Source organism: Ectopseudomonas oleovorans (assembly GCF_029845265.1).
GTDB lineage: Bacteria > Pseudomonadota > Gammaproteobacteria > Pseudomonadales > Pseudomonadaceae > Aquipseudomonas > Aquipseudomonas oleovorans.
In genome coordinates, this window is the sequence record NZ_JAOCLK010000002.1 from 35,259 (window position 1) to 55,159 (window position 19,901).

At 62.6% G+C, this 19,901-nt stretch carries 20 protein-coding genes and 2 tRNA genes; 8 read left to right on the forward strand and 14 right to left on the reverse strand.

The annotated features are described in order from the left end of the window. The first annotated feature begins 64 nt into the window (after positions 1-64). Positions 65-1,819 (forward strand): bifunctional diguanylate cyclase/phosphodiesterase, encoded by a 1,755-nt coding sequence (locus tag N5J71_RS01565; protein ID WP_084340605.1) that lies wholly within the window; start codon positions 65-67, stop codon positions 1,817-1,819. On the opposite strand, the gene N5J71_RS01570 is transcribed toward N5J71_RS01565, so the two are convergent. The 7 genes from N5J71_RS01570 to N5J71_RS01600 all read right to left on the reverse strand — a co-directional run bounded on the left by N5J71_RS01570 (position 1,808) and on the right by N5J71_RS01600 (position 4,989). After that, on the reverse strand, positions 1,808-2,281 hold the full coding sequence (locus tag N5J71_RS01570; RefSeq protein ID WP_039964442.1) for an SEL1-like repeat protein: 474 nt from the start codon (positions 2,279-2,281) through the stop codon (positions 1,808-1,810). The genes N5J71_RS01565 and N5J71_RS01570 overlap by 12 nt on opposite strands. Beyond that, positions 2,274-2,639 (reverse strand): hypothetical protein, encoded by a 366-nt coding sequence (locus N5J71_RS01575; protein ID WP_004423571.1) that lies wholly within the window; start codon positions 2,637-2,639, stop codon positions 2,274-2,276. Before N5J71_RS01575 ends, N5J71_RS01570 begins: the two co-directional genes overlap by 8 nt. Beyond that, entirely contained in the window at positions 2,636-2,962 is a 327-nt protein-coding gene (locus N5J71_RS01580; RefSeq protein ID WP_004423569.1) for a helix-turn-helix transcriptional regulator, read from the reverse strand. Before N5J71_RS01580 ends, N5J71_RS01575 begins: the two co-directional genes overlap by 4 nt. 197 nt (positions 2,963-3,159) lie before the next feature. Then, positions 3,160-3,579, reverse strand: coding sequence for a YkvA family protein (locus tag N5J71_RS01585; RefSeq protein WP_279916173.1), 420 nt, complete (start codon positions 3,577-3,579; stop codon positions 3,160-3,162). A gap of 336 nt (positions 3,580-3,915) precedes the next feature. Beyond that, positions 3,916-4,635, reverse strand: a complete 720-nt coding sequence (bamJ, locus tag N5J71_RS01590) for a BamJ family beta-barrel-assembly machinery protein (RefSeq protein WP_074859937.1) — start codon at positions 4,633-4,635, stop codon at positions 3,916-3,918. Positions 4,636-4,821: 186 nt separating this feature from the next. Further along, a tRNA-Asp gene (locus tag N5J71_RS01595) sits at positions 4,822-4,898 on the reverse strand. 15 nt (positions 4,899-4,913) lie between these two features. Further along, positions 4,914-4,989: transfer RNA gene (locus tag N5J71_RS01600), tRNA-Val, on the reverse strand. Between the two features lie 295 nt (positions 4,990-5,284). On the opposite strand from N5J71_RS01600, the gene rdgC reads away from it, so the two are divergent. Next, a complete protein-coding gene (rdgC, locus tag N5J71_RS01605) occupies positions 5,285-6,205 on the forward strand; it encodes a recombination-associated protein RdgC (RefSeq protein WP_279916174.1) in 921 nt (306 codons plus the stop codon). 163 nt (positions 6,206-6,368) lie between these two features. Here rdgC and edd read toward each other — a convergent pair whose 3' ends face one another. Continuing rightward, on the reverse strand, positions 6,369-8,192 hold the full coding sequence (gene edd, locus N5J71_RS01610) for a phosphogluconate dehydratase (protein WP_125873467.1): 1,824 nt from the start codon (positions 8,190-8,192) through the stop codon (positions 6,369-6,371). Between the two features lie 130 nt (positions 8,193-8,322). Between edd and gap the strand changes: the two genes are divergently transcribed. Both gap and N5J71_RS01620 read left to right on the forward strand, forming a co-directional pair. Beyond that, positions 8,323-9,324 (forward strand): type I glyceraldehyde-3-phosphate dehydrogenase, encoded by a 1,002-nt coding sequence (gene gap / locus N5J71_RS01615; RefSeq protein WP_104727753.1) that lies wholly within the window; start codon positions 8,323-8,325, stop codon positions 9,322-9,324. A 13-nt stretch (positions 9,325-9,337) separates the two neighbouring features. After that, positions 9,338-9,802, forward strand: a complete 465-nt coding sequence (locus N5J71_RS01620) for a methylglyoxal synthase (RefSeq protein WP_017677924.1) — start codon at positions 9,338-9,340, stop codon at positions 9,800-9,802. Positions 9,803-9,988: 186 nt separating this feature from the next. Here the strand turns inward: N5J71_RS01620 and arfB are convergent, their stop codons facing one another. Continuing rightward, the gene (arfB, locus tag N5J71_RS01625; RefSeq protein WP_074859981.1) at positions 9,989-10,402 is read right to left on the reverse strand and encodes an alternative ribosome rescue aminoacyl-tRNA hydrolase ArfB; all 414 of its coding nucleotides are present in this window, start codon (positions 10,400-10,402) and stop codon (positions 9,989-9,991) included. A gap of 130 nt (positions 10,403-10,532) precedes the next feature. Here arfB and N5J71_RS01630 point away from each other — a divergent pair, with 130 nt between their 5' ends. Continuing rightward, on the forward strand, positions 10,533-11,597 hold the full coding sequence (locus N5J71_RS01630; protein WP_116619529.1) for a metal-dependent hydrolase: 1,065 nt from the start codon (positions 10,533-10,535) through the stop codon (positions 11,595-11,597). Between the two features lie 46 nt (positions 11,598-11,643). Beyond that, on the forward strand, positions 11,644-13,479 hold the full coding sequence (locus tag N5J71_RS01635; protein WP_004423537.1) for an ABC transporter ATP-binding protein: 1,836 nt from the start codon (positions 11,644-11,646) through the stop codon (positions 13,477-13,479). A gap of 91 nt (positions 13,480-13,570) precedes the next feature. Here the strand turns inward: N5J71_RS01635 and N5J71_RS01640 are convergent, their stop codons facing one another. Further along, positions 13,571-14,896 (reverse strand): DEAD/DEAH box helicase, encoded by a 1,326-nt coding sequence (locus N5J71_RS01640; protein ID WP_004423534.1) that lies wholly within the window; start codon positions 14,894-14,896, stop codon positions 13,571-13,573. 439 nt (positions 14,897-15,335) lie between these two features. Here N5J71_RS01640 and N5J71_RS01645 point away from each other — a divergent pair, with 439 nt between their 5' ends. Continuing rightward, positions 15,336-15,914, forward strand: coding sequence for a dihydrofolate reductase family protein (locus tag N5J71_RS01645; RefSeq protein WP_004423532.1), 579 nt, complete (start codon positions 15,336-15,338; stop codon positions 15,912-15,914). On the opposite strand, the gene rarD is transcribed toward N5J71_RS01645, so the two are convergent. The 4 genes from rarD to N5J71_RS01665 all read right to left on the reverse strand — a co-directional run bounded on the left by rarD (position 15,901) and on the right by N5J71_RS01665 (position 18,891). After that, positions 15,901-16,806, reverse strand: coding sequence for an EamA family transporter RarD (rarD, locus tag N5J71_RS01650; RefSeq protein ID WP_279916175.1), 906 nt, complete (start codon positions 16,804-16,806; stop codon positions 15,901-15,903). The two genes, N5J71_RS01645 and rarD, sit on opposite strands and share 14 nt — an antisense overlap. After that, a complete protein-coding gene (locus N5J71_RS01655; protein ID WP_075746037.1) occupies positions 16,806-17,678 on the reverse strand; it encodes a carboxylate/amino acid/amine transporter in 873 nt (290 codons plus the stop codon). Before N5J71_RS01655 ends, rarD begins: the two co-directional genes overlap by 1 nt. Before the next feature lie 163 nt (positions 17,679-17,841). Beyond that, positions 17,842-18,441 carry an FMN-dependent NADH-azoreductase gene (locus tag N5J71_RS01660; protein ID WP_279916176.1) on the reverse strand — a complete coding sequence of 200 codons (600 nt, stop codon included), beginning with the start codon at positions 18,439-18,441 and terminating at the stop codon, positions 17,842-17,844. 135 nt (positions 18,442-18,576) lie between these two features. Continuing rightward, positions 18,577-18,891 carry a hypothetical protein gene (locus N5J71_RS01665; RefSeq protein ID WP_004423521.1) on the reverse strand — a complete coding sequence of 105 codons (315 nt, stop codon included), beginning with the start codon at positions 18,889-18,891 and terminating at the stop codon, positions 18,577-18,579. Positions 18,892-18,968: 77 nt separating this feature from the next. Here N5J71_RS01665 and N5J71_RS01670 point away from each other — a divergent pair, with 77 nt between their 5' ends. Next, positions 18,969-19,895: a LysR family transcriptional regulator gene (locus N5J71_RS01670; RefSeq protein ID WP_128579198.1), complete on the forward strand. Its 927-nt coding sequence runs from the start codon at positions 18,969-18,971 to the stop codon at positions 19,893-19,895. Positions 19,896-19,901 lie beyond the last annotated feature (6 nt).

A 19,901-nucleotide genomic window follows, 5' to 3' on the forward strand; every position in this document is an offset into this window, starting at 1 on the left:
ACTGTCGTGAAATAAAGGGCCGGTTAAACACCGGCCCTTTCGTTTCCGCCAGATCGAGACCACCATGACCGTCACCGAGCAGTTGAGCGCACTGGGCAACATCCTCGCTCACGGCGACCTCAGCAGCCTGTTCCAGCCTATCGTCTCGCTGTCCGAACAGCGCATTCTCGGCTACGAGGCCCTGACCCGCGGTCCCTCCAACAGTCCGCTGCATTCGCCATTGACGCTGTTCGCCGTGGCCCGCCATGCAGGTCGACTGAGCGAGCTGGAAATGGCCTGCCGCAAAAGCGCCTGCAAAGGCTTCAGTGATCTGGGCCTGGAAGGCAAGCTGTTTCTCAACGTCTCGCCGGAGTCGCTGCTCGACCCCAGCCACCAGCCCGGACGCACCCTGAAGCTGCTGCAAACCTTCGGCATCCCGCCCAGCCAGGTGGTGATCGAGCTCACCGAACAATCGCCCACCGAAGACTTCGCCCTGCTCGACAACGCGCTGCACCACTATCGCGCCATGGGCTTTTCCATCGCCCTGGATGATCTGGGTGCCGGCTACTCCAGCCTGCGCCTATGGTCGGAGCTGCGCCCGGATTACGTGAAGATCGACCGTCATTTCATCGACGGTATCCACCTGGACGCGGTGAAACGGGAGTTCGTCGGCTCCATCCTGAAAATGGCCGAAGCGTCACGCGCGCAAGTAATAGCCGAAGGTATCGAACTGCCCGAGGAGCTGGCCGTGCTGACCGAAATGGGCGTCGACCTGGTGCAGGGCTACCTCCTCAGCAGACCGCAGGAGAAGCCCCCGCGCGAGGCACGCCAGTTGCTGCCCCAGATGCAGAGCAACCAGGCCAGTCTCAGCGAAGACAGCCATGACCTCAGTGCCTTGCTCAACGACCAACTCGCGGTCGATCAGCACACGGCCATCGCTGAAGTGCTGGATGTATTTCGCGCCCAGGCCAACCTCAACTCCCTGGCCGTACTGAACACGCAGCGCCAACCGGTCGGTATCGTCCACCGTCACTCGCTGTCCGAAGCGCTGCTCAAGCCCTTCGCCACCGATCTGTTCGCGCGCAAACCCATCAGTCGCCTGATGAGCCAGGACTTTCTCGCCGTGGAACTGACGCAGTCCCTGCAGAAGGTCAGTCGCCTGCTCACCAGCCGCGCGCGCCAGCGCATCGAGGAAGACTTCATCATCATCCAGAACGGCCGCTACCTGGGCCTGGGCCGGGTCATCGACGTGCTCAAGCTGATCACCGAACAGAAGCTGCAGCAGGCCCGACACGCCAATCCGCTTACGCTACTGCCGGGTAACGTACCTATCCAGCAGTGCCTTGGCCGCCTGCTGCAGCAGCAACGCGAAGCTGCGGTGTGCTACGTGGATCTCGACAGCTTCAAACCCTTCAACGACCTCTACGGCTATGCCAAGGGCGACGAGGTGTTGCTGTGCCTGGCGCAATGCCTGAATGATCGGGTCGATCCGGCACGCGACTTCGTCGGGCATATCGGTGGTGACGACTTCATGCTGGTGCTTGGCTCATCCGACTGGCGCGAAAAGCTCGGCAAACTGATCGAAGACTTCCAGAATCAGTGCCGACGCTTCTACCGTGACGAGCATCTGCAGACCGGCTGCTTCATCGCCCACAACCGCCACGGCCAGCGCCAGGAATACGCGCTGCTGTCACTGTCGATCGGCGTGGTGCACGTGAGAACGGAAGACTGCGCGCAGCTCGATGCCTCACGCCTGGCCGAAATGGCTTCCGAAGCCAAGCGTCAGGCCAAGGCCGTGCCCGGTTACAGCCTGCATATCCTCGCAGGCTCAGCGGCCTGAATCGGCCATGCCGGCATAGCGTTCGGCAGCCTGCGCATCAGCCTCCAGGCCGGGCGCGCCCTCACGATATAGCTGGCTGAGGCGACGAGCGGCCAGCGGATGGCCAGCCGCCAGCGCCATCTCCCACCAACGCACGGCCTGCATGGCATCCGCCGCCTGACGAGTATCAGCCTGCAGCGCCTGCACACCCAACTGATAAGCAGCCTTGCCGTCGCCGCCATTGGCCGCCAGGCGCAACAGCCTCAGCCCCTCCTCACGCGCGCCAAGCCCCTGGCCGCGAAACAGCAGAATATGGCCATAGAAACTCTGCGCCGGCACATCCCCCAGGTTGGCCATACGTCCGTACTGCCCCTGCATCCACTGCCACAGACGCGGCTGACGCAATGCCGCAGGCCAGTGGAAAAGACGCCGTGCCAGCCAGTAGCCAAGACGTGCGCGCAACATCCAGAGCCACCTAGACATCGGCGGGATAGTCGAACTCGAACACGCGAGCGACCTCCGAGGCATGCCAGGATGCCGCTGCCACGCCATCGCAAGCCCCGCTAAAGCGCCCGAGATGGGTCACGCAGTCGAAGAATCCCGTACGCGGCAGGCGACTGGCGCCCTGGCTGATGACCAGTGCGCTGCGCAGCGGACGCTCGGCACGCGCATCTAGGGCGGCCAAATGCTCCAGAGCAGCGGTGAGGGTTTGCATGGCTGGTGTTGGCAGGTCGAGCCGCTCGATCAACGCCCGGTAGGTGAGCAGGTGGCGCTGACGGCGCGCGTCGTCCAGCTCGGTCAACAAGGCCTGCCAATGTTGGCGGCTGATACGCACGCTCAAGACCAGCCCTCCAACCCCAGTTGCCACGCCAGCGAACGCATGATCGCGGCATCGGGCTGGCGTTCGCCGCTCTCGATCATCGCCAGATAATGTGGGCTGATGCCGACGCTGCGCGCCAGGCTCTCTGCCGTCAGGCCCTTGGCCTCACGCAGCCTGCGCAACTGATCGAGTCCGGGCCGATGCTGTTCTGCCACTGGCTCAGCAGTGCTGGCTTGCGCGACCACCGGTTCGCGCCCGGCAGCGTGCAACAGAGCCTGATAATCGGCCCAGGGCAACACCGCGTACTCTGGCTCGCCATCACGGGCAATGATTTGCACAGTCATGAATCTCTCCGTTGGAAAGCAGGGCCGACGACCTCGACCCCTTCCTTGCAAACAGCCATCTTAACAGGCACCCGACGACTGAGGCACAAACCTGCGACCAAGATATCAGCGCCAGGCTGGTGCTGCGTGCGCCATCCTGCCTGCTTGATAGACGATTCGCAGAAGCGCTGGCATCAGTTGCGTTGCGCTTCCACCCCTTACTCCACAGGCAACTGCTCGATCAGGGCCAGGCGCTCGGGGCTCTGTGCCTCGCGCCAAGCCCTGAAGGCCTCCAGCTCGCCATGCCAGGTGCGCATGACCCAGGCCAGCACAGCCAGATCGTCGATGAAGCCAAGGCCAACCAGCCAGTCGGGAATAGCATCGAGCGGCGCGATGACATAGAGCAACGCCGCCACGATGGCCAGTAACGCCTGCCGGCTGATCTGCCGGTACTCGCCCTTGAACCAGGCCAGGCTAAGGGCGCGAAGCAGTTGCAGGTCCTCCCTGAATACAGCGAAGCGCTGCCCTTGAGGGGTACGCTTGTCACGCAGCGCATGCAACAGCTCCGGCAGCCGACCTTCACGCAGAAAACGAGCAGCCTGCGGCAGGTAGCGGAGCAATTTCCAGGGTGTTTTCATTCGCTCTCCTCGGCAAGCCAGGCGTTTTCTGGGCTTGCCTCGCTTACCCACAGAACCTGTGGATAACTCTGTGCAAAGACTTTCGACAAGCCTACCAAAGCCCCGTGGCATGGGGCCTTGGGTTAGATCGGATATTTTTTATACAGCATATAAAATTCAATAAAATCAACAAGTTGCATATTTCGAACAAGAGGCTTGCAAGTTTTGCACGGGCTTGTTAGGAACCCTTTGCATGATGTGCATAAGCGTAACACTCAGGGCGCCTCGTAGCGGCTGAGCGCCCCCAGAAACGACAACGCCCCGTCAAGACGGGGCGTTGTAAACGAGTACCGAGTGTTACGGCTCGGTCGGCTCGGCGGCGGCCTGATCCTTGATGCCGATCAGTTCCAGATCGAACACCAGTACCGAGTTGGCCGGGATAGCCGGAGACGGGCTCTGCTCGCCGTAGGCCAGCTCGCTGGGGATGTACAGTTTGTACTTCTCGCCAACATGCATCAGTTGCAGACCCTCGACCCAACCCGGGATCACGCCGCCGACCGGCAGGTCGATGGGGCTACCACGAGCAACGGAGCTGTCGAATACGCTGCCATCGGTCAGTTTGCCTTCATAGTGAACGGTCACTACGTCGCTTTCCTTCGGCTGTTCGCCGTCGGCTTTCTTGATCACTTCGTACTGCAGGCCAGAAGCGGTGGTGACCACGCCTTCGCGCTTGCCGTTCTCTTCAAGGAATTTCTTGCCGGCTTCAGCGGCTTCCTTGTTCAGCGCAGTCATGCGCTCTTCAGCACGGTTCTGCAGGAAGGAGAAGGCCTCGATCATGTCTTCGTCCTTGATGCGCGGTTCCTTCTTCGCCAGCGCGTCTTCGATGCCCTGAGCGACGGCCTTGGAATCCAGATCATCCATACCCTCTTCGGACAGGCTGCGCCCCATGTTCAGGCCGATGCCGTAGGAGGCTTTCTGCGCCGGGCTCTTGAGTTCGACTTCGCTGGTTTGCGAATCGCAACCGGCAAGCACCAGGCCCACCAGGGCAACCGCTGCCGCCAAACGATGCTGTTTCATGCTTGTTCCTTGTAGATGCGCCCGAAGGCCGTCGTGTGAAAGCGCGAGCTTAGCAGTACGCCGCAATCACTGGCTACGGCATAGGAGCCGAGCAATGCGCTTAAGTTCAAGCAAACAAAGGATTTTTCGAAGATTTCGGCGGACGCCGAAGAGTTGTCACAGAAGGGGATGAAGCGAGGAGAAGAATGGCGCAGCGGACGGGACTCGAACCCGCGACCCCCGGCGTGACAGGCCGGTATTCTAACCGACTGAACTACCGCTGCGCGTAACTGCGAGATTGGTGGGTGATGACGGGATCGAACCGCCGACCCTCTGCTTGTAAGGCAGATGCTCTCCCGGCTGAGCTAATCACCCTTCACTCTCGAAGTGGGCGCATTCTAGAGAGCGATCCAGGCCTTGGCAAGCCCTCTTCGCAAAAAAATTTACCGGCGCAGCAAGAACTTAGGCGAGACCTGCGAATTTCCTCAGCGGCTTGTTGTCAGGGTTGGCCTGAGCACGTCAGCGGAGAATAATGCGCGCTCTGTGCCGGCGGACCGATCATGATCCTGTTGATGGCCCGCCACCTTCATCCGTCGCTGCGCGCCGGCTCGAGAGAGCCCAAGGATGGCGCCACCCTGCGACTTCATCATCAATGGAGAATCACCCGCTCATGTGGTTTCGTAACCTGCTGGTCTACCGCCTCACCCAGGACATTCCTTTCGACGCCGAAGCACTGGAGGTCGCACTGGCCAGCAAGCCGGCACGTCCCTGCGCCAGCCAGGAGCTGACCACCTACGGTTTCACCGCCCCCCTCGGCAAAGGCGCCGATGCTCCGCTGGTGCATGTCAGCGGTGATTTCCTGCTGATCGGCGCACGCAAGGAAGAGCGCATCCTGCCGGGTTCGGTGGTGCGCGACGCGCTGAAAGAGAAGGTCGACGAAATCGAAAACACGCAGATGCGCAAGGTCTACAAGAAAGAGCGCGACCAGATCAAAGATGAGATCGTCCAGGCCTTCCTGCCGCGCGCCTTCATCCGCAAATCCGGCACCTTCGCCGCCATCGCGCCGAAACAGGGCCTGATCCTGGTCGACAGCGCCAGCGCCAAGAAGGCCGAAGATCTACTCTCAACCCTGCGTGAAGCCATCGGCTCGCTGCCGGTACGCCCGCTGTCGGTGAAGATCGCGCCGACCGCCACCCTCACCGACTGGCTGAAGAACCAGAGTGCTGCCGAAGGCTTCTTCGTCCTCGACGAGTGCGAGCTGCGCGATACCCACGAGGACGGCGGTGTGGTGCGCTGCAAGCGCCAGGATCTGACCAGCGAGGAAATCCAGCTGCACCTGTCCACCGGCAAGCAGGTCACCCAACTGTCACTGGCCTGGCAGGACAAGCTGTCGTTCGTACTCGACGACAAGCTGACCATCAAGCGCCTGCGCTTCGAAGACGTGCTGCAGGAGCAGGCCGAACAGGACGGCGGCGACGACGCCCTGGCCCAGCAGGATGCCAGCTTCATCCTGATGATGATGACCCTGGTGGAGTTTCTGCCGGAACTGTTCAGCGCACTGGGCGGCGAAGAAATTCCGCAGGGGATCTGAAGCAGGACGCAGGTCTGTAGGAGCGGCGCCCCGCCGCGAATCAGGGCGGGGCACGCTTGGATAAAGCTTCGCCCCGAGGCGGGGCTCCTACGAAGAGCGGCTTTGCAGGCCTTGCCGGCGTCTGGCAAGTAGCCCGATGCAATCCGGGCAACAGGCGCCCGCCTCAGACCAGCGACTCGAGGCTCTCGGTAAAGGCACTGGCGCCCTGCTCCGCCGTGCTGAAGTTGTGGCGCATGAAGGCGAACAACTCGCGCCCGCAGCCACTGGCCGGAGCAGGCCGCGCCGCCGGCTGGCGCGAGGCGAACTCGGCCTCGTCGACCTGCAGCAGCAGTTCACCGTTGTGACCATCGACGCGAATCAGATCGCCATCGCGCACCCGCGCCAGCGGCCCGCCATCGAAGGACTCTGGGCAGACATGAATCGCCGCCGGAATCTTGCCTGAGGCGCCTGACATGCGCCCATCGGTGACCAGCGCCACCTTGAAACCACGATCCTGCAGCACGCCCAGGTATGGCGTCATCTTGTGTAGCTCCGGCATACCGTTGCTGCGCGGCCCCTGAAAACGCACCACGGCGACAAAATCGCGCTCCAGCTTGCCGGCCTTGAAGGCTTCGACCAACTCCAGCTGATCCTCGAATACCAGAGCTGGCGCCTCCACCACCTGATGCTCGGGCGCCACCGCGGACACCTTCATCACCCCACGACCAAGGTTGCCCTGCATCAGGCGCAGGCCGCCTTCTGCCGAGAACGGCCGCGCCACGGGGCGCAGCACGCTCTCCTCCAGGCTCTCGGTCGGCCCGTCACGCCAGACCAGCTTGCCGTCCTCGAGGAAGGGTTCACGGGTGTAGCGCGACAGGCCGCGGCCGGCCACGGTGTTGACCTCTTCATGTAGCAACCCGGCGTCGAGCAATTCGCGGATCAGGAAAGCCATGCCGCCAGCGGCCTGGAAGTGGTTGATGTCGGCCTTGCCATTGGGGTAGACGTGCGCGAGGGTCGGCACCACTTCGGACAGGTCGGCCATGTCCTGCCAGGTCAGCAGGATGCCGGCGGCGCGGGCGATGGCCGGCATATGCAGGGTATGGTTGGTGGAGCCGCCGGTGGCATGCAGGGCAACGATGGAGTTGACCAGGCAGCGCTCGTCGACAATCTCGCCGATGGGCATGAAACTCCCGCTCTGCTTGGTCAGGCGCGTGACCTGCTGCGCAGCTTCACAGGTCAGCGCATCACGCAGCGGCGTGCCCGGATTGATGAAGGAAGCACCCGGCAGGTGCAGGCCCATCACCTCCATCAGTAGCTGGTTGGTATTGGCGGTGCCATAGAAGGTGCAGGTACCTGGCCCGTGGTAAGCGGCCATTTCCGCCGCCAGCAGCTCGTCGCGGGTCGCCTTGCCCTCGGCGTAACGCTGACGCACGTCGGCCTTCTCCTTGTTGGACAGCCCCGAGGTCATCGGCCCTGCCGGCACGAACAGGGATGGCAAGTGACCGAAACGCAGCGCACCCATCATCAGCCCTGGCACGATCTTGTCGCACACGCCCAGGTACAACGCGGCGTCGAACATGTTGTGCGACAGCGCCACGGCAGTGGACATCGCGATCACCTCACGACTGGCGATCCCAATCTCCATGCCCGGCTCACCCTGCGTAACGCCATCGCACATGGCCGGCACACCACCGGCGAACTGTCCCACCGAGCCCCGCTCACGCAGCGCCTGCTTGATCTGCTCGGGAAAGGTTTCGTAGGGCTGATGGGCCGACAACATGTCGTTGTAGGCAGACACGATGGCCACGTTGGCCGCCTCCATCAGGCGCAGGGTCTGCTTGTCGTGACCGCTGCAGCCAGCTACGCCATGGGCGAAGTTGGCGCACTGCAGCTTGCCCCGCTGCGGGCCTTCGCTGGCGGCGGCACGGATCATCTCCAGGTAGCGCTGGCGCGTGGCGCGGCTGCGCTGGACAAGACGTTCGGTCACTTCAACAACGCGGGGATGCATGGGGAATCTCCAGGCTAGCGACTAGCGCTTATTTGTATTTACAACAAAATACTGCCACTCAACGGGCTTGATTTCTAGAGCAAAGGGAATAATCTTGTAATTACAACAACAAATTGACGAGACCCTCACCATGACACTACGCATCGCCATCAATGGCTTCGGCCGTATCGGTCGCAACGTGCTACGCGCACTCTATACCCAGAATTATCGCCAGCACCTGCAGGTCGTGGCGATCAACGATCTGGGCGACAGCGCGATCAATGCCCACCTGTTGCAATATGACAGCGTCCACGGCCATTTCCCTGAAGAAGTTAAAGTGGACGGCGAAAGCCTGTGGATCAAGGGTGACCGCATCGCCGTCAGCGCCATTCGCAATCCGGCCGAGCTGCCCTGGAAAACTCATCAGGTCGATGTGGTGCTGGAATGCACCGGGCTGTTCACCGAACGTGACAAGGCCGCCGCGCACCTCGCGGCCGGCGCACGCAAGGTGCTGATCTCCGCGCCTGCCAAGGGTGCCGATGCCACCGTGGTGTATGGCGTCAACGAGCAGGTGCTGACACCTGACATGCAGATCATCTCCAACGCCTCCTGCACCACCAACTGCCTGGCGCCAGTGGCGCAGGTGCTGCATCGCGAACTGGGCATCGAACAGGGCCTGATGACCACCATTCACGCCTATACCAACGACCAGAACCTGTCCGACGTTTACCACAGCGATTTGTACCGTGCGCGTTCGGCGACCCAGTCGATGATCCCGACCAAGACCGGTGCCGCCGAAGCGGTCGGCCTGGTACTGCCGGAACTGGCCGGCAAGCTCACCGGCATGGCCGTGCGGGTGCCGGTGATCAATGTGTCGCTGGTCGACCTGACTCTGCTGGTGAAGCGCGAGACCACTGCCGAGGAAGTCAACGCCCTGCTCAAGGCCGCCAGCGAGAAGTCCCCGGTGCTGGGCTACAACGCGCTGCCGCTGGTGTCCTGCGATTTCAACCACAACCCGCTGTCATCGATCTTCGATGCCAACCACACCAAGGTCAGCGGCAAGCTGCTCAAGGTCATGGCCTGGTATGACAACGAATGGGGCTTCTCCAACCGCATGCTGGACAACTGCCTGGTCCTGGCTCGCCTGAACTGAACGAGGAGGCTCGATGAGCCGTATCAGCTTCACCCACGCCCAATTGCCGGCGCGCAAGCGCATCGCCCTGGTGGCGCACGACCACTGCAAAGGCTTCCTGCTGGACTGGTGCGAACGCCAGCGCGACAAGCTGGCTCGCCATGAACTGGTGGCCACTGGCACCACCGGCCTGCTTTTGAGCAAGCGTCTGGATTTGCCGGTGGAAAGCATGATCAGCGGCCCGCTGGGCGGCGACCAGCAGATCGGCGCGCGCATCGCCGAACAGCGCGTGGACATGCTGGTGTTCTTCTGGGACCCCTTCGAGCCACAGCCACACGACCCGGATATCAAGGCACTGCTGCGTGTGGCGGCGGTGTGGAACATCCCGGTAGCGTGCAACGAGAGCAGCGCCGACTACATGCTCAGCAGCAGCCTGCTGGAGCAACAGCACGAGTATCGCATTCCCGACTATCAGGCGTACCTGGCGGCACGCGGCTAGCAGGCCATTGAAAAACTACCTGCGTTGGCAATACTGCGTTAAAACCGGCCTCGCGTGCGAGCCCAGTCAAAATGCTCATTTACAACTCGTAAAGCCGAGTGCGGGCCCAGTGCTTTTTTCGGCCGTTTTTGCGGGGCCGCCATCAGTATTGTCTTGCCTGCCTCGCCGACGTTTTTCAACGGGCTGCTAAAAATCCACCTTGCCCCGCCCCGCCTTGATCGCGCCGCGCTTGCTCTTGCCGTCCAGGCGACGCTTCTTCGAGCCCAGGGTCGGTTTGGTCGGGCGGCGTTGCTTTTCCACCTTGCCGGCGCTGCGGATCAACTCGGCAAGGCGCTCCAGGGCATCGGCGCGATTCTGCTCCTGAGTGCGGTACTGCTGCGCCTTGATGATCACCACCCCGTCGGCGGTGATACGACTGTCGGCAAGCGTCAGCAGGCGCTCCTTGTAAAAGGGCGGCAACGATGAGGCCTGGCTGTCGAAACGCAGGTGCACGGCGCTGGACACCTTGTTGACGTTCTGCCCACCGGCGCCCTGGGCGCGGATGGCGGTCAGTTCGATTTCATCATCGGGAAGGTGAACACTGTTGGAGACGATCAGCATGGCCATGATTTCTTGAAAGGCATGGCATCAGAATACCCGCCGCAGCTGTAATCTTTGCTTGAAATTTCCCCACGGCATTCGCCGGTCACCTCGGCTAACGTAGCGGCCTGTCTTTTTTCGGAAGCACTCGATGGACTCCATAACCCAGGCGGTACTCGGCGCCAGCATCCAGGGCGCGCTGCTCGGTCGCTGGCAGGGGCGCAAGGCGCTGCTCTACGGCGCGATGCTCGCCACCGCTCCCGATCTGGACGTGGTCATGGAATACGGCGATGCCGTGGCCAACATGACCTACCATCGCGGTTTCAGCCACTCGCTGTTCGTTCTCAGCGGCTTTGCCCTGCTGCTGACCTGGCTGGCCAGGCGCTTTCGCCCTCACCCCGGTTACTCGGCCAATCGCCTGCTGCTAACGCTGTGGCTGGTGCTGATCACCCATCCCTTGCTGGATGCCTTCACCAGCTACGGTACCCAGCTGTTTTGGCCGCTGATGCCGACACCCACGGCCTGGTCCAGCCTGTTCATCATCGACCCGATGTATACCGTGCCACTGATCGCAGCGGTGGTGACCTGCCTGTTCACCGGCCTGCGCGAGCAGAGTTGGCGCGTACCGGCCGTGGCGCTGGCCGTATCGACGCTGTACATCGGCTTCAGCCTCGCCGGCAAATTCATGGCCGAGCAGCGCGTGGAGCGCGAGCTGGCGCGCCAGGGCATCCAGGCCGAACAGCTGTTCACTACGCCGACGCCATTCAACACCCTGCTGTGGCGCGTCATCGTGCTCGATGGCGAGGACTACCACGAAGCCCTGGTCGGCTGGTTCGATGATAAGCCGCCGCAACTGCAACGCCTGCCGCGCGGCACTCACCTGCGCGAGCAACTGACGGACTCGCCCATGCATCAGCGGCTGGAGTGGTTCACCGGCGGCGTGCTGCGCTACGACCAGGTGGGTGAGCGTTTGATCGTCACCGATCTGCGTCTGGGCATGACCGGTTTTCATCCCTTCCGCTTCGACTTCGCCCACCTGCAGGACGGCCAATGGCAGGTGCACGAGCGCATCGACCGCCTGCCCTTCGAACGCGGCGAAGCCGAACATCTGGCCCTGCTGTTCAAGCGCATCTGGCAACCGCAGCTGGAGGTTCCACTGCTGGCCTGGGCCAGCGAGTTGCAGAAACCGCTTTTAACTGAGACTCGCTCGCACTGACAGCGTTACTATCGGCGTCCACTCCTATTGAGGCAAGACGCCTGCAATGCTGTTTCGCCGCTTCGAATCCCTGATCGACGTCTTCAAACCAAGCCCCGACGTCGCCCCGCCAACCGGCATGCTGCGTTTCTACAGCCATTACCTGAAACAGGTGTGGCCGCTGATGCTGGCAGTGCTGATCATCGGCTTCTTCGCCGCCCTGATCGAAGTCGCGCTGTTCAGCTTCCTCGGCCAGCTGATCGACATGGCCCAGGCCAGCACGGATGCCAGCAGCTTCTTCAGCAAGCACCAGAACGAGCTGCTGTGGATGCTGCTGGTGGCGCTGATCATCCGCCCCCTGGTGTTCGGCCTGCACAACCTGCTCACGCACCAGGCGGTCAATCCGGGCCTGACCAACCTGATTCGCTGGCAGAACCACCGCTACGTGCTCAAGCAGAGCCTGAGCTTCTTCCAGAACGACTTCGCCGGCCGCATCGCCCAGCGCGTGATGCAGACCGGCCCTTCGCTATGCGACTCGGCCATGCAGGTGATCGACGCGCTGTGGCATGTGGTGGTCTATGCCGGCAGCGCGCTGTACCTGTTCGCCGCCGCCGATCTGCGCCTGGTGGTGCCGCTGTCGTTGTGGATAGTCGGCTACAGCGCGGCGCTCTGGTACTTCGTGCCGCGCATCAAGGCGCGCTCGGCTGCCGCTTCCTCGGCGCGCTCGAAAGTTATGGGCCGGGTCGTCGATGGCTACAGCAACATCGCCACGCTCAAGCTGTTCGCCCACTCGCAGGAAGAGGAAAGCTACGCCCGCGAAGCCATGCAGGATCTGCTCGACAAGTTCCGCCTGCAGTCGCGCACCATCACTGCCCTGGATTTTCTCATCACCTGCCTGAACGGCGTACTGATCGTCGGCACCGGCGCCCTGGCCCTGTGGCTGTGGAGCCAGTCACTGATCACCACTGGCGCCATCGCCCTGGCGCTGGGCCTGGTAATCCGCATCAACAACATGGCCGAATGGATCATGTGGGTGGTCAACGGCATCTTCGAGAACGTCGGCACCGTGCAGGACGGCATGCAGAGCATCGTTCAGCCACGCCAGGTGCTCGACCACGCAAATGCCAAACCGCTGCAGGTGACGCAGGGCGGCGTGCGTTTCGAGGACATCCACTTCCACTACGGCAAGAAGGGCGGCGTGATCAGCGGCCTGGACATCGCCATTGCACCCGGCGAGAAAATCGGTCTGGTCGGCCCTTCCGGCGCCGGCAAGTCGACCCTGGTCAACCTGCTGCTGCGCCTGTACGACCTGGAAAGCGGACGCATCCTGATCGACGATCAGGACATCGCCACGGTGACTCAGGAAAGCCTGCGCGCCAACATCGGCGTGGTGACCCAGGACACCGCCCTGCTGCACCGTTCGATCCGTGACAACCTGCGCTACGGCAAACCCGCTGCCAACGACGACGAGCTCTGGCAAGCAGTACGCAAGGCCCGCGCCGATGCCTTCATCCCCACCCTCGATGACAGCCAGGGCGGACGCGGCATGGATGCTCAGGTCGGTGAGCGCGGCGTGAAGCTGTCCGGTGGCCAGCGTCAGCGCATTGCCATCGCCCGCGTGCTGCTCAAGGACGCGCCGATTCTGGTACTGGACGAAGCCACCTCGGCACTGGACTCGGAAGTGGAGGCGGCCATTCAGGAAAGCCTGGATAGCCTGATGGAAGGCAAGACGGTGATCGCCATCGCCCACCGCCTGTCGACCATCGCACGGATGGATCGCCTGGTGGTGATCGACCGGGGGCAGGTCATCGAAACCGGCACCCACGCCGAGCTGATTGCCCACGGCGGTCTGTATGCACGCCTGTGGCAGCACCAGACCGGTGGTTTCGTCGGGGTGGAGTAGAGTGAGGCTTGTGTAGGAGCCGGCTTGCCGGCGATGGGCGTATCAATCGCATCGCCGGCAAGCCGGCTCCTACAGAATCAAGGTCGCAGCCTTACTCCGCAGCCGGCTTCTTGCGCTTGAGCGGCGCGCTGCCATCGGCACTGACCAGCACAGAAGGCTTGCCAGCAGGACGCGGACCGGTCTTGCGCTTGGAGGCGGTGGCTTTCTTCGGATCTTTCTTGTCGGTCTTTTTCTTCTTGCTGCCGGCGGCCTTGCCCGAGGCCTTGAGGTTCTTCGGCCCCTGGTAGATGCCTTTCAGCTCCTTGATGGTACGACGCTCGAAACGCTGCTTGAGGTAGCGCTCGATGCTCGACATCAGGTTCCAATCGGTGTGGCAGATCAGCGATACCGCCAGGCCTTCGCCGCCGGCACGGCCGGTACGACCGATGCGGTGCACGTACTCGTCGCCGGAACGCGGCATGTCGAAGTTGATCACCAGATCCAGGCCTTCGACGTCCAGACCGCGCGCAGCCACGTCGGTGGCCACCAGGACCTTGACTGCTCCCTGGCGTAGGCGGTCGATGGCCAGCTTGCGGTCCTTCTGATCCTTCTCACCGTGCAACACGAACGCCTTGACCCCGGCCGCCACCAGCTTGCCGTAGAGACGATCAGCCTGGACGCGGGTGTTGGTGAAGACGATAGCCTTGTCGTAGGTCTCGTTGGCCAACAACCAGTCCACAAGCTGTTCCTTGTGATAGTTGTGGTCGGCCGTGATGATTTGCTGGCGAGTACCCTCATTGAGCTGGCTGACGCTGTTGAGCATCAGGTGCTGCGGGTCCTTGAGCACCTTGGCGACCATCTCGCGCAGGCCATTGCCGCCAGTGGTAGCGGAGAACAGCAGGGTCTGGTGCGGGCCGCAGGCCTCAGCCAGGCGCTGGGCGTCCTCGGCAAAGCCCATGTCGAGCATGCGGTCGGCTTCATCGAACACCAGCACCTCGACCTCATCCAGCGGCAGATTACCGGCGTTGGCATGCTCGATCAGCCGGCCCGGCGTACCGATCAGAATGTCGATCTTGCGCATCATCGCGGCCTGCACCTTGAAGTCCTCACCACCGGTAACCAGACCGGCCTTGAGGAAGGTGAACTGGGCGAAGCGCTCGACTTCCTTGAGCGTCTGCTGCGCCAGCTCACGGGTCGGCAGCAGAATCAGCGCACGAATGCTGAGGCGCTGCTTGGAGTTGCCATCGCCGAGCAGCCGATTGAGCAGCGGCAGGACGAAAGCGGCGGTCTTGCCACTGCCGGTCTGGGCGATCACCCGCAAGTCCTTGCCCTCCAGCGCAGGCGGAATCGCTGCCGCCTGCACCGGAGTCGGCTCGACGAAATTAAGCTCGGCCACGGCTTTGAGCAGGCGTTCATGCAGGGCGAATTGGGCAAACACGGGGGCACTACCTCAAAGAAATCGACAAAACGATGCATAGCCTAACGGTTTCCGCCGTCGGGGCCGAATTTCTTTGCATGAAACTCGCATTCAGGCGACGACGGACGGCTGTCTGGAGTCGCTATCCGGCAGGAGCGGGCCGGAATCGGGAGCGCGCGCCGGATATCCAATTCGCATCACTACCCGAGAGCGCTGCCCATGCCCATCAAACCCCAGACCACTCTCAGTATCGGCCTGTGCGTCCTGTTGGCCGCAATGGAAGCAGATCGGCCGTGACGTGGTGCTGCTCGCCATCGCGACGGGGATCGTCTAGGAAATTCTGCGCAACGTTCTCGAATGAGAGACTATCGCGCAGCCATCCGACAAGCGGTACGGCGCACGACGAACTTGTCTCGGCGGCGCCACTCCAATTTTCAGATGGCCCGCCCGAGGTGCAATGATGAACCCGTCACTGATCTATCACGTCACTTCGAGCCTCGATGGCTACATCGCTCGCCCCGATGGGCGCATCGACTGGTTCGACTCACTACGCCAGGCCGATGAAGAATATGCCTTTCAGTACTTTTACTCCGGCATCAACGCACTGCTGATGGGCCGAGGCACTTACGAGGCCCTCCTCAAGCGCGGCGGCCCATGGCCCTACCCCGGCAAACCCTGCGTGGTGCTGACTCGCCTCGCCCTGCCGCGCGCGGCTGACGAAATCCAGCTGACCCACTGCACGCCTGCTCAAGCCGTGGCGGCATTGAACGAAGCCGGCTTCCAGCGTATCTGGCTGGTCGGTGGCAGCCTGCTGGCGGGTAACTGCTACACCGCCGGGCTGATCGACGAGGTGGTGATCAACCTAGTGCCGCACCTGCTCGGCGCTGGCATCCCTCTTCTGGCCACGGGCATGGAACGCAGCCTGACCCTGAGCGACCAACGCCGCTTCAACAGCGGCACCCTGCAGGTACACTATCGAGTGCAGAAGCAGGCCAATGTGCGCACGCAGATCCCCGCGCCGCGTATCAACGTGGCCTGATGCTCTCGCGCTGCTGCTTGCGCAGCAGTCGAGCGCTGTCCCAGCCAACCAGCAGCACAGCTCCCCAGATCGGTAGATAGGTCAGCCATTGCCCGCTGTCGAAGCGCTCGCCCAGCACCAGCAACGCCACGGCGAACAATAGAACCGGCTCGACGTAACTGAGAATGCCGAACAGCCCCAAGGGCAACAACCGGCTCGACGCCATATAAGCGGCGAACGCCAGGGTGCCGATCAATGCCATCACCGGCACCAGCAGCCATAGCAAGGGACGATCGCTGAACGCCCCCACCGGCCCATACGCGATGATCAGCCAGATCGCCAACGGTGCCAGCACCAGCATCTCCAGCACAAAACCGGACAACGCATCCAGGCGCATCCAGCGGCGCAGCATGAAATAAGGTGGGTAACCCAGCGCGGTGATCAGCGTCAGCCAGGAAAACGCCTGGGTACGCCACAACTCGTGCAGCACGCCGAGCATGGCGCAGGTCACTGCCAGCTGCTGCAGCGGGCGCAGGCGCTCGCCGTAGAACAGTCGGCCGGTCAGCACCATGGCCAACGGCAGCAGGAAGTAGCCCATGGACACTTCCAGCATGTGCCCGGCCAATGGTGCCCAGAGAAATAGCCCCCACTGCACGCCGATCAGCGCCGCTGCCAGCGGGCAGGCGGCCAACAACAGCGGCTCGCGACGCAGACGCACGAAGGTCTCGCGCAGCAAGGTGGTCTGCCGCGCCAGCAGCACCAGCAGCAGAACCAACGGAATCGACCAAAGCACGCGCTGAGCGAATATCTGCACGCCATCGAGCGGCGTCAGCCACTGCACGTAGCCAGGCAGCACGGCAAACAGCATCGAGGCGCCAACCGATAGCGCCACTCCCCGCCCGGACAGTTGCATCAGTGCACCTCGGCAGGCGTACGACGCGTGCGCCCCAGATTGACCAGCGGTAGCGAAGCGGCGATCACCACACCGCCCAGGGCCAGGCGCAGCAGGTCAGCGTCGTGATTCCAGATCAGCAGATTGACCAGCAAGCCGGCAGGCACCAGTGCATTGTTCATCACTGCCAGGGTGCCGCCATCGACCAGGCTGGCGCCTTTGTTCCACCAGTACAGTCCCAATCCGGACGCCGCCACACCAAGCCAGACCAGCACACTCCACTGCAGTGCGGTGCTCGGCAGTCGCTCGCCGTTGCCCAGCAGCAGGAAGGCCGGCAGCGCGATCAACAGCGCGCCCAGGTAGAAGAAACCAAAGCGCTTGTATTGCGGCTCGGTGGAGGGGTGTTTGAGCAGCAGATGCTTGTACAGCACCTGCCCGGCGGCGAAGGTGAAGTTGGCGACCTGCAGCAACAGGAAACCGAGCAAAAAGCCGCTGCTGATACCGTCGTAGCGGATGATCCCGGCGCCCAGCACGGCCACCAGAGCGGCGACCAGCGCCCAGGGGTTGAATCGACGATTGAGGGCATCCTCGATCAGCGTCACGTGTAGCGGCGTGAGGATGGTGAACAGCAACACCTCCGGCACCGTCAGCACCGAGAAACTCAGGTACAGGCACACGTAGGTGATGCCGAACTGCAGCGCGCCGATCAGCAGCATGCCGCGCACGAAGGCCGGGGCATGGCCGCGCCAACGGGTCAGCGGCACGAACAGCAGACCGGCGATGACGATGCGCGTCAGCACCGCGAAGTAGCTGTCGACCCGACCGGCCAGATACTCACCGATCAGGCTGAAGGAAAACGCCCACAGCAGGGTCACTATCAGCAGATATCGCACAGCCACCTCCCAAGGAAGGCGGCGACCTTAGCGCGTTCCCCTGCGCCGGACAATCCATGCGCCGGGCTCTGCTGTCCAGCCAGATAAAAAAGCCGGCCACTTCATCACAAAGCGACCGGCATAGCACGCCCACTAGCGGGCGCTCAGGAGAGTCGGTTCGGCATCAGGCCACTTCAGCCAGCTTGGCCTTGGCCTGGGCCAGGCCTTTTTCGCTGAACTCGGCGCCCAGGTTCAGGCCTTCGGCATGGATGAACTGCACGTCATGGATACCGATGAAGGCCAGTACCTGGCGCAAGTAGGGCTCCTGATGATCCAGCGCGCTACCGGCGTAGATACCACCACGGGCGGTGAGCACGAAGGCACGCTTGCCGGTCAGCAGGCCCTGGGGGCCGGTTTCGGTGTACTTGAAGGTGACGCCGGCGCGCAGCACGTGATCCAGCCAGGCCTTGAGGGTACTGGGGATGGCGAAGTTGTACATCGGCGCAGCCAGCACCAGCACATCGGCAGCCAGCAACTCATCGGTGAGTTGATTGGAGCGGGCCAGGGCAGCCTTCTCGGCATCGTTCTGCTGCTCGCTCGGAGTCATCCAGCCACCCAGCAGGGTGGCATCGAGGTGCGGGACCGGCTCGACTGCCAGATCGCGAATCTGGATCTGGTCTGCCGGGCGTGCGGCTTGCCAATTACCGATGAACTGCCGGGTCAGCTCGCGGGAAACCGAACCTTGCTGGCGGGCGCTGCTTTCGATAACGAGAACACGGGACATGTCTGAGGCTCCATCGAGAGAGTTGAGAATCGATGGAACACAGAGTAGAGACTCAGATTTCGATTAAAAAGCGCAAATATCCGCTTACATATATCGATTAAATTGATTTATAGGCTTGCCGCGTCTAGGCTTTCATCACTTCAGGTTGCAGGTCAGGTTGATCCGCAAGCGAATCACGCTACGGGTGAACTTGACCGTCATGTTGCTGCTGGCGCCAGGCGCCAACACGGTACGCCGGGTACGTGGCGCTTCGGGGCCATTGCGGAACACCGCGCTGCACTCGGCCTCGCTCTGGCCATAGTTGTAGAGCATCAGCGCCGCCATGTTGTGGTCGATTTCCTGAGTGGTGGCTGAGACCTCGGCACCGTTGAACTGTTTTTCCACCTCGATGGGATAGGCATGGGCGGCCAACGGTAGAAAGGCGAACAGGTAGCAGATTATTTTTTTCATTGGTGCTCTCCAGCATGGGATCGCCAGTGTAGGTGGAGATCGTCGGCGATAACAGCCGACTCAAGCAGGATGATGTGATGAAAGCTCCTCGTGTAACCCTGGATCAATGGCGCACGCTGCAGGCCGTGGTGGATCAGGGCGGCTTCGCCCAGGCTGCCGACGTACTGCACCGCTCGCAATCCTCGGTCAGCTATACCGTGGCGCGCATGCAGGAACAGCTCGGCGTACCGCTGCTGCGCATCGACGGGCGCAAAGCCGTACTCACCGAGGCCGGCGACGTGCTGCTGCGCCGCTCGCGGCAACTGGTCAAGCAGGCCAGCCAGCTGGAAGATCTGGCTCACCACATGGAACAGGGCTGGGAAGCCGAGGTGCGCCTGGTGGTGGATGCCGCCTACCCCACCGCCAACCTCGTCCGCGCCCTGACCGCCTTCATGCCGCAGAGCCGCGGCTGCCGTGTGCGCCTGCGTGAGGAGGTGCTGTCTGGAGTCGAGGAAGTACTGCTCGAAGGTACCGCCGACCTGGCCATCAGCGCGCTGAACATCACTGGCCACCTCGGTATCGAACTGGGTGAAGTGGAATTCGTCGCCGTCGCCAACCCGGAACACCCACTGCACCGCCTGCAACGTGAGCTGAGCTTCCAGGATCTGGAAGGCCAGATGCAGGTAGTCACCCGTGACAGCGGTCGCCTGCAGCCGCGCGACGCCGGCTGGCTCGGCGCGGAGCAGCGCTGGACGGTAGGTAGCCTGCCGACCGCACGCACATTCGTCAGCAGCGGCCTGGGCTTCGCCTGGCTGCCGCGCCATCTGATCGTCCGTGAACTGCAGGATGGTCTGCTGAAACCTTTGCCCCTGACTCAAGGTGCTATTCGCAAACCGCGCTTCTTCCTCTACAACAACAAGGAGCGCGTGCTCGGCCCGGCCACGCAGATTCTCATCGAGCTGATCAAGAACTTCGATGCGGCGCCGCTGGACGCCGCCTTCGCCGCGCCGCAGTCGCCCAACTGAGAGCCC

Excerpts from the sequence above, each read along its gene's own strand:
- N5J71_RS01565 (WP_084340605.1), top strand. The coding sequence starts at position 65 with ATGACCGTCACCGAGCAGTTGAGCGCACTGGGCAACATCCTCGCTCAC.
- N5J71_RS01570 (WP_039964442.1), bottom strand. The coding sequence starts at position 2,281 with ATGTCTAGGTGGCTCTGGATGTTGCGCGCACGTCTTGGCTACTGGCTG.
- N5J71_RS01580 (WP_004423569.1), bottom strand. The coding sequence starts at position 2,962 with ATGACTGTGCAAATCATTGCCCGTGATGGCGAGCCAGAGTACGCGGTG.
- N5J71_RS01585 (WP_279916173.1), bottom strand. The coding sequence starts at position 3,579 with ATGAAAACACCCTGGAAATTGCTCCGCTACCTGCCGCAGGCTGCTCGT.
- bamJ (WP_074859937.1), bottom strand. The coding sequence starts at position 4,635 with ATGAAACAGCATCGTTTGGCGGCAGCGGTTGCCCTGGTGGGCCTGGTG.
- rdgC (WP_279916174.1), top strand. The coding sequence starts at position 5,285 with ATGTGGTTTCGTAACCTGCTGGTCTACCGCCTCACCCAGGACATTCCT.
- edd (WP_125873467.1), bottom strand. The coding sequence starts at position 8,192 with ATGCATCCCCGCGTTGTTGAAGTGACCGAACGTCTTGTCCAGCGCAGC.
- gap (WP_104727753.1), top strand. The coding sequence starts at position 8,323 with ATGACACTACGCATCGCCATCAATGGCTTCGGCCGTATCGGTCGCAAC.
- N5J71_RS01620 (WP_017677924.1), top strand. The coding sequence starts at position 9,338 with ATGAGCCGTATCAGCTTCACCCACGCCCAATTGCCGGCGCGCAAGCGC.
- arfB (WP_074859981.1), bottom strand. The coding sequence starts at position 10,402 with ATGCTGATCGTCTCCAACAGTGTTCACCTTCCCGATGATGAAATCGAA.
- N5J71_RS01630 (WP_116619529.1), top strand. The coding sequence starts at position 10,533 with ATGGACTCCATAACCCAGGCGGTACTCGGCGCCAGCATCCAGGGCGCG.
- N5J71_RS01635 (WP_004423537.1), top strand. The coding sequence starts at position 11,644 with ATGCTGTTTCGCCGCTTCGAATCCCTGATCGACGTCTTCAAACCAAGC.
- N5J71_RS01645 (WP_004423532.1), top strand. The coding sequence starts at position 15,336 with ATGAACCCGTCACTGATCTATCACGTCACTTCGAGCCTCGATGGCTAC.
- rarD (WP_279916175.1), bottom strand. The coding sequence starts at position 16,806 with ATGCAACTGTCCGGGCGGGGAGTGGCGCTATCGGTTGGCGCCTCGATG.
- N5J71_RS01660 (WP_279916176.1), bottom strand. The coding sequence starts at position 18,441 with ATGTCCCGTGTTCTCGTTATCGAAAGCAGCGCCCGCCAGCAAGGTTCG.
- N5J71_RS01665 (WP_004423521.1), bottom strand. The coding sequence starts at position 18,891 with ATGAAAAAAATAATCTGCTACCTGTTCGCCTTTCTACCGTTGGCCGCC.
- N5J71_RS01670 (WP_128579198.1), top strand. The coding sequence starts at position 18,969 with ATGAAAGCTCCTCGTGTAACCCTGGATCAATGGCGCACGCTGCAGGCC.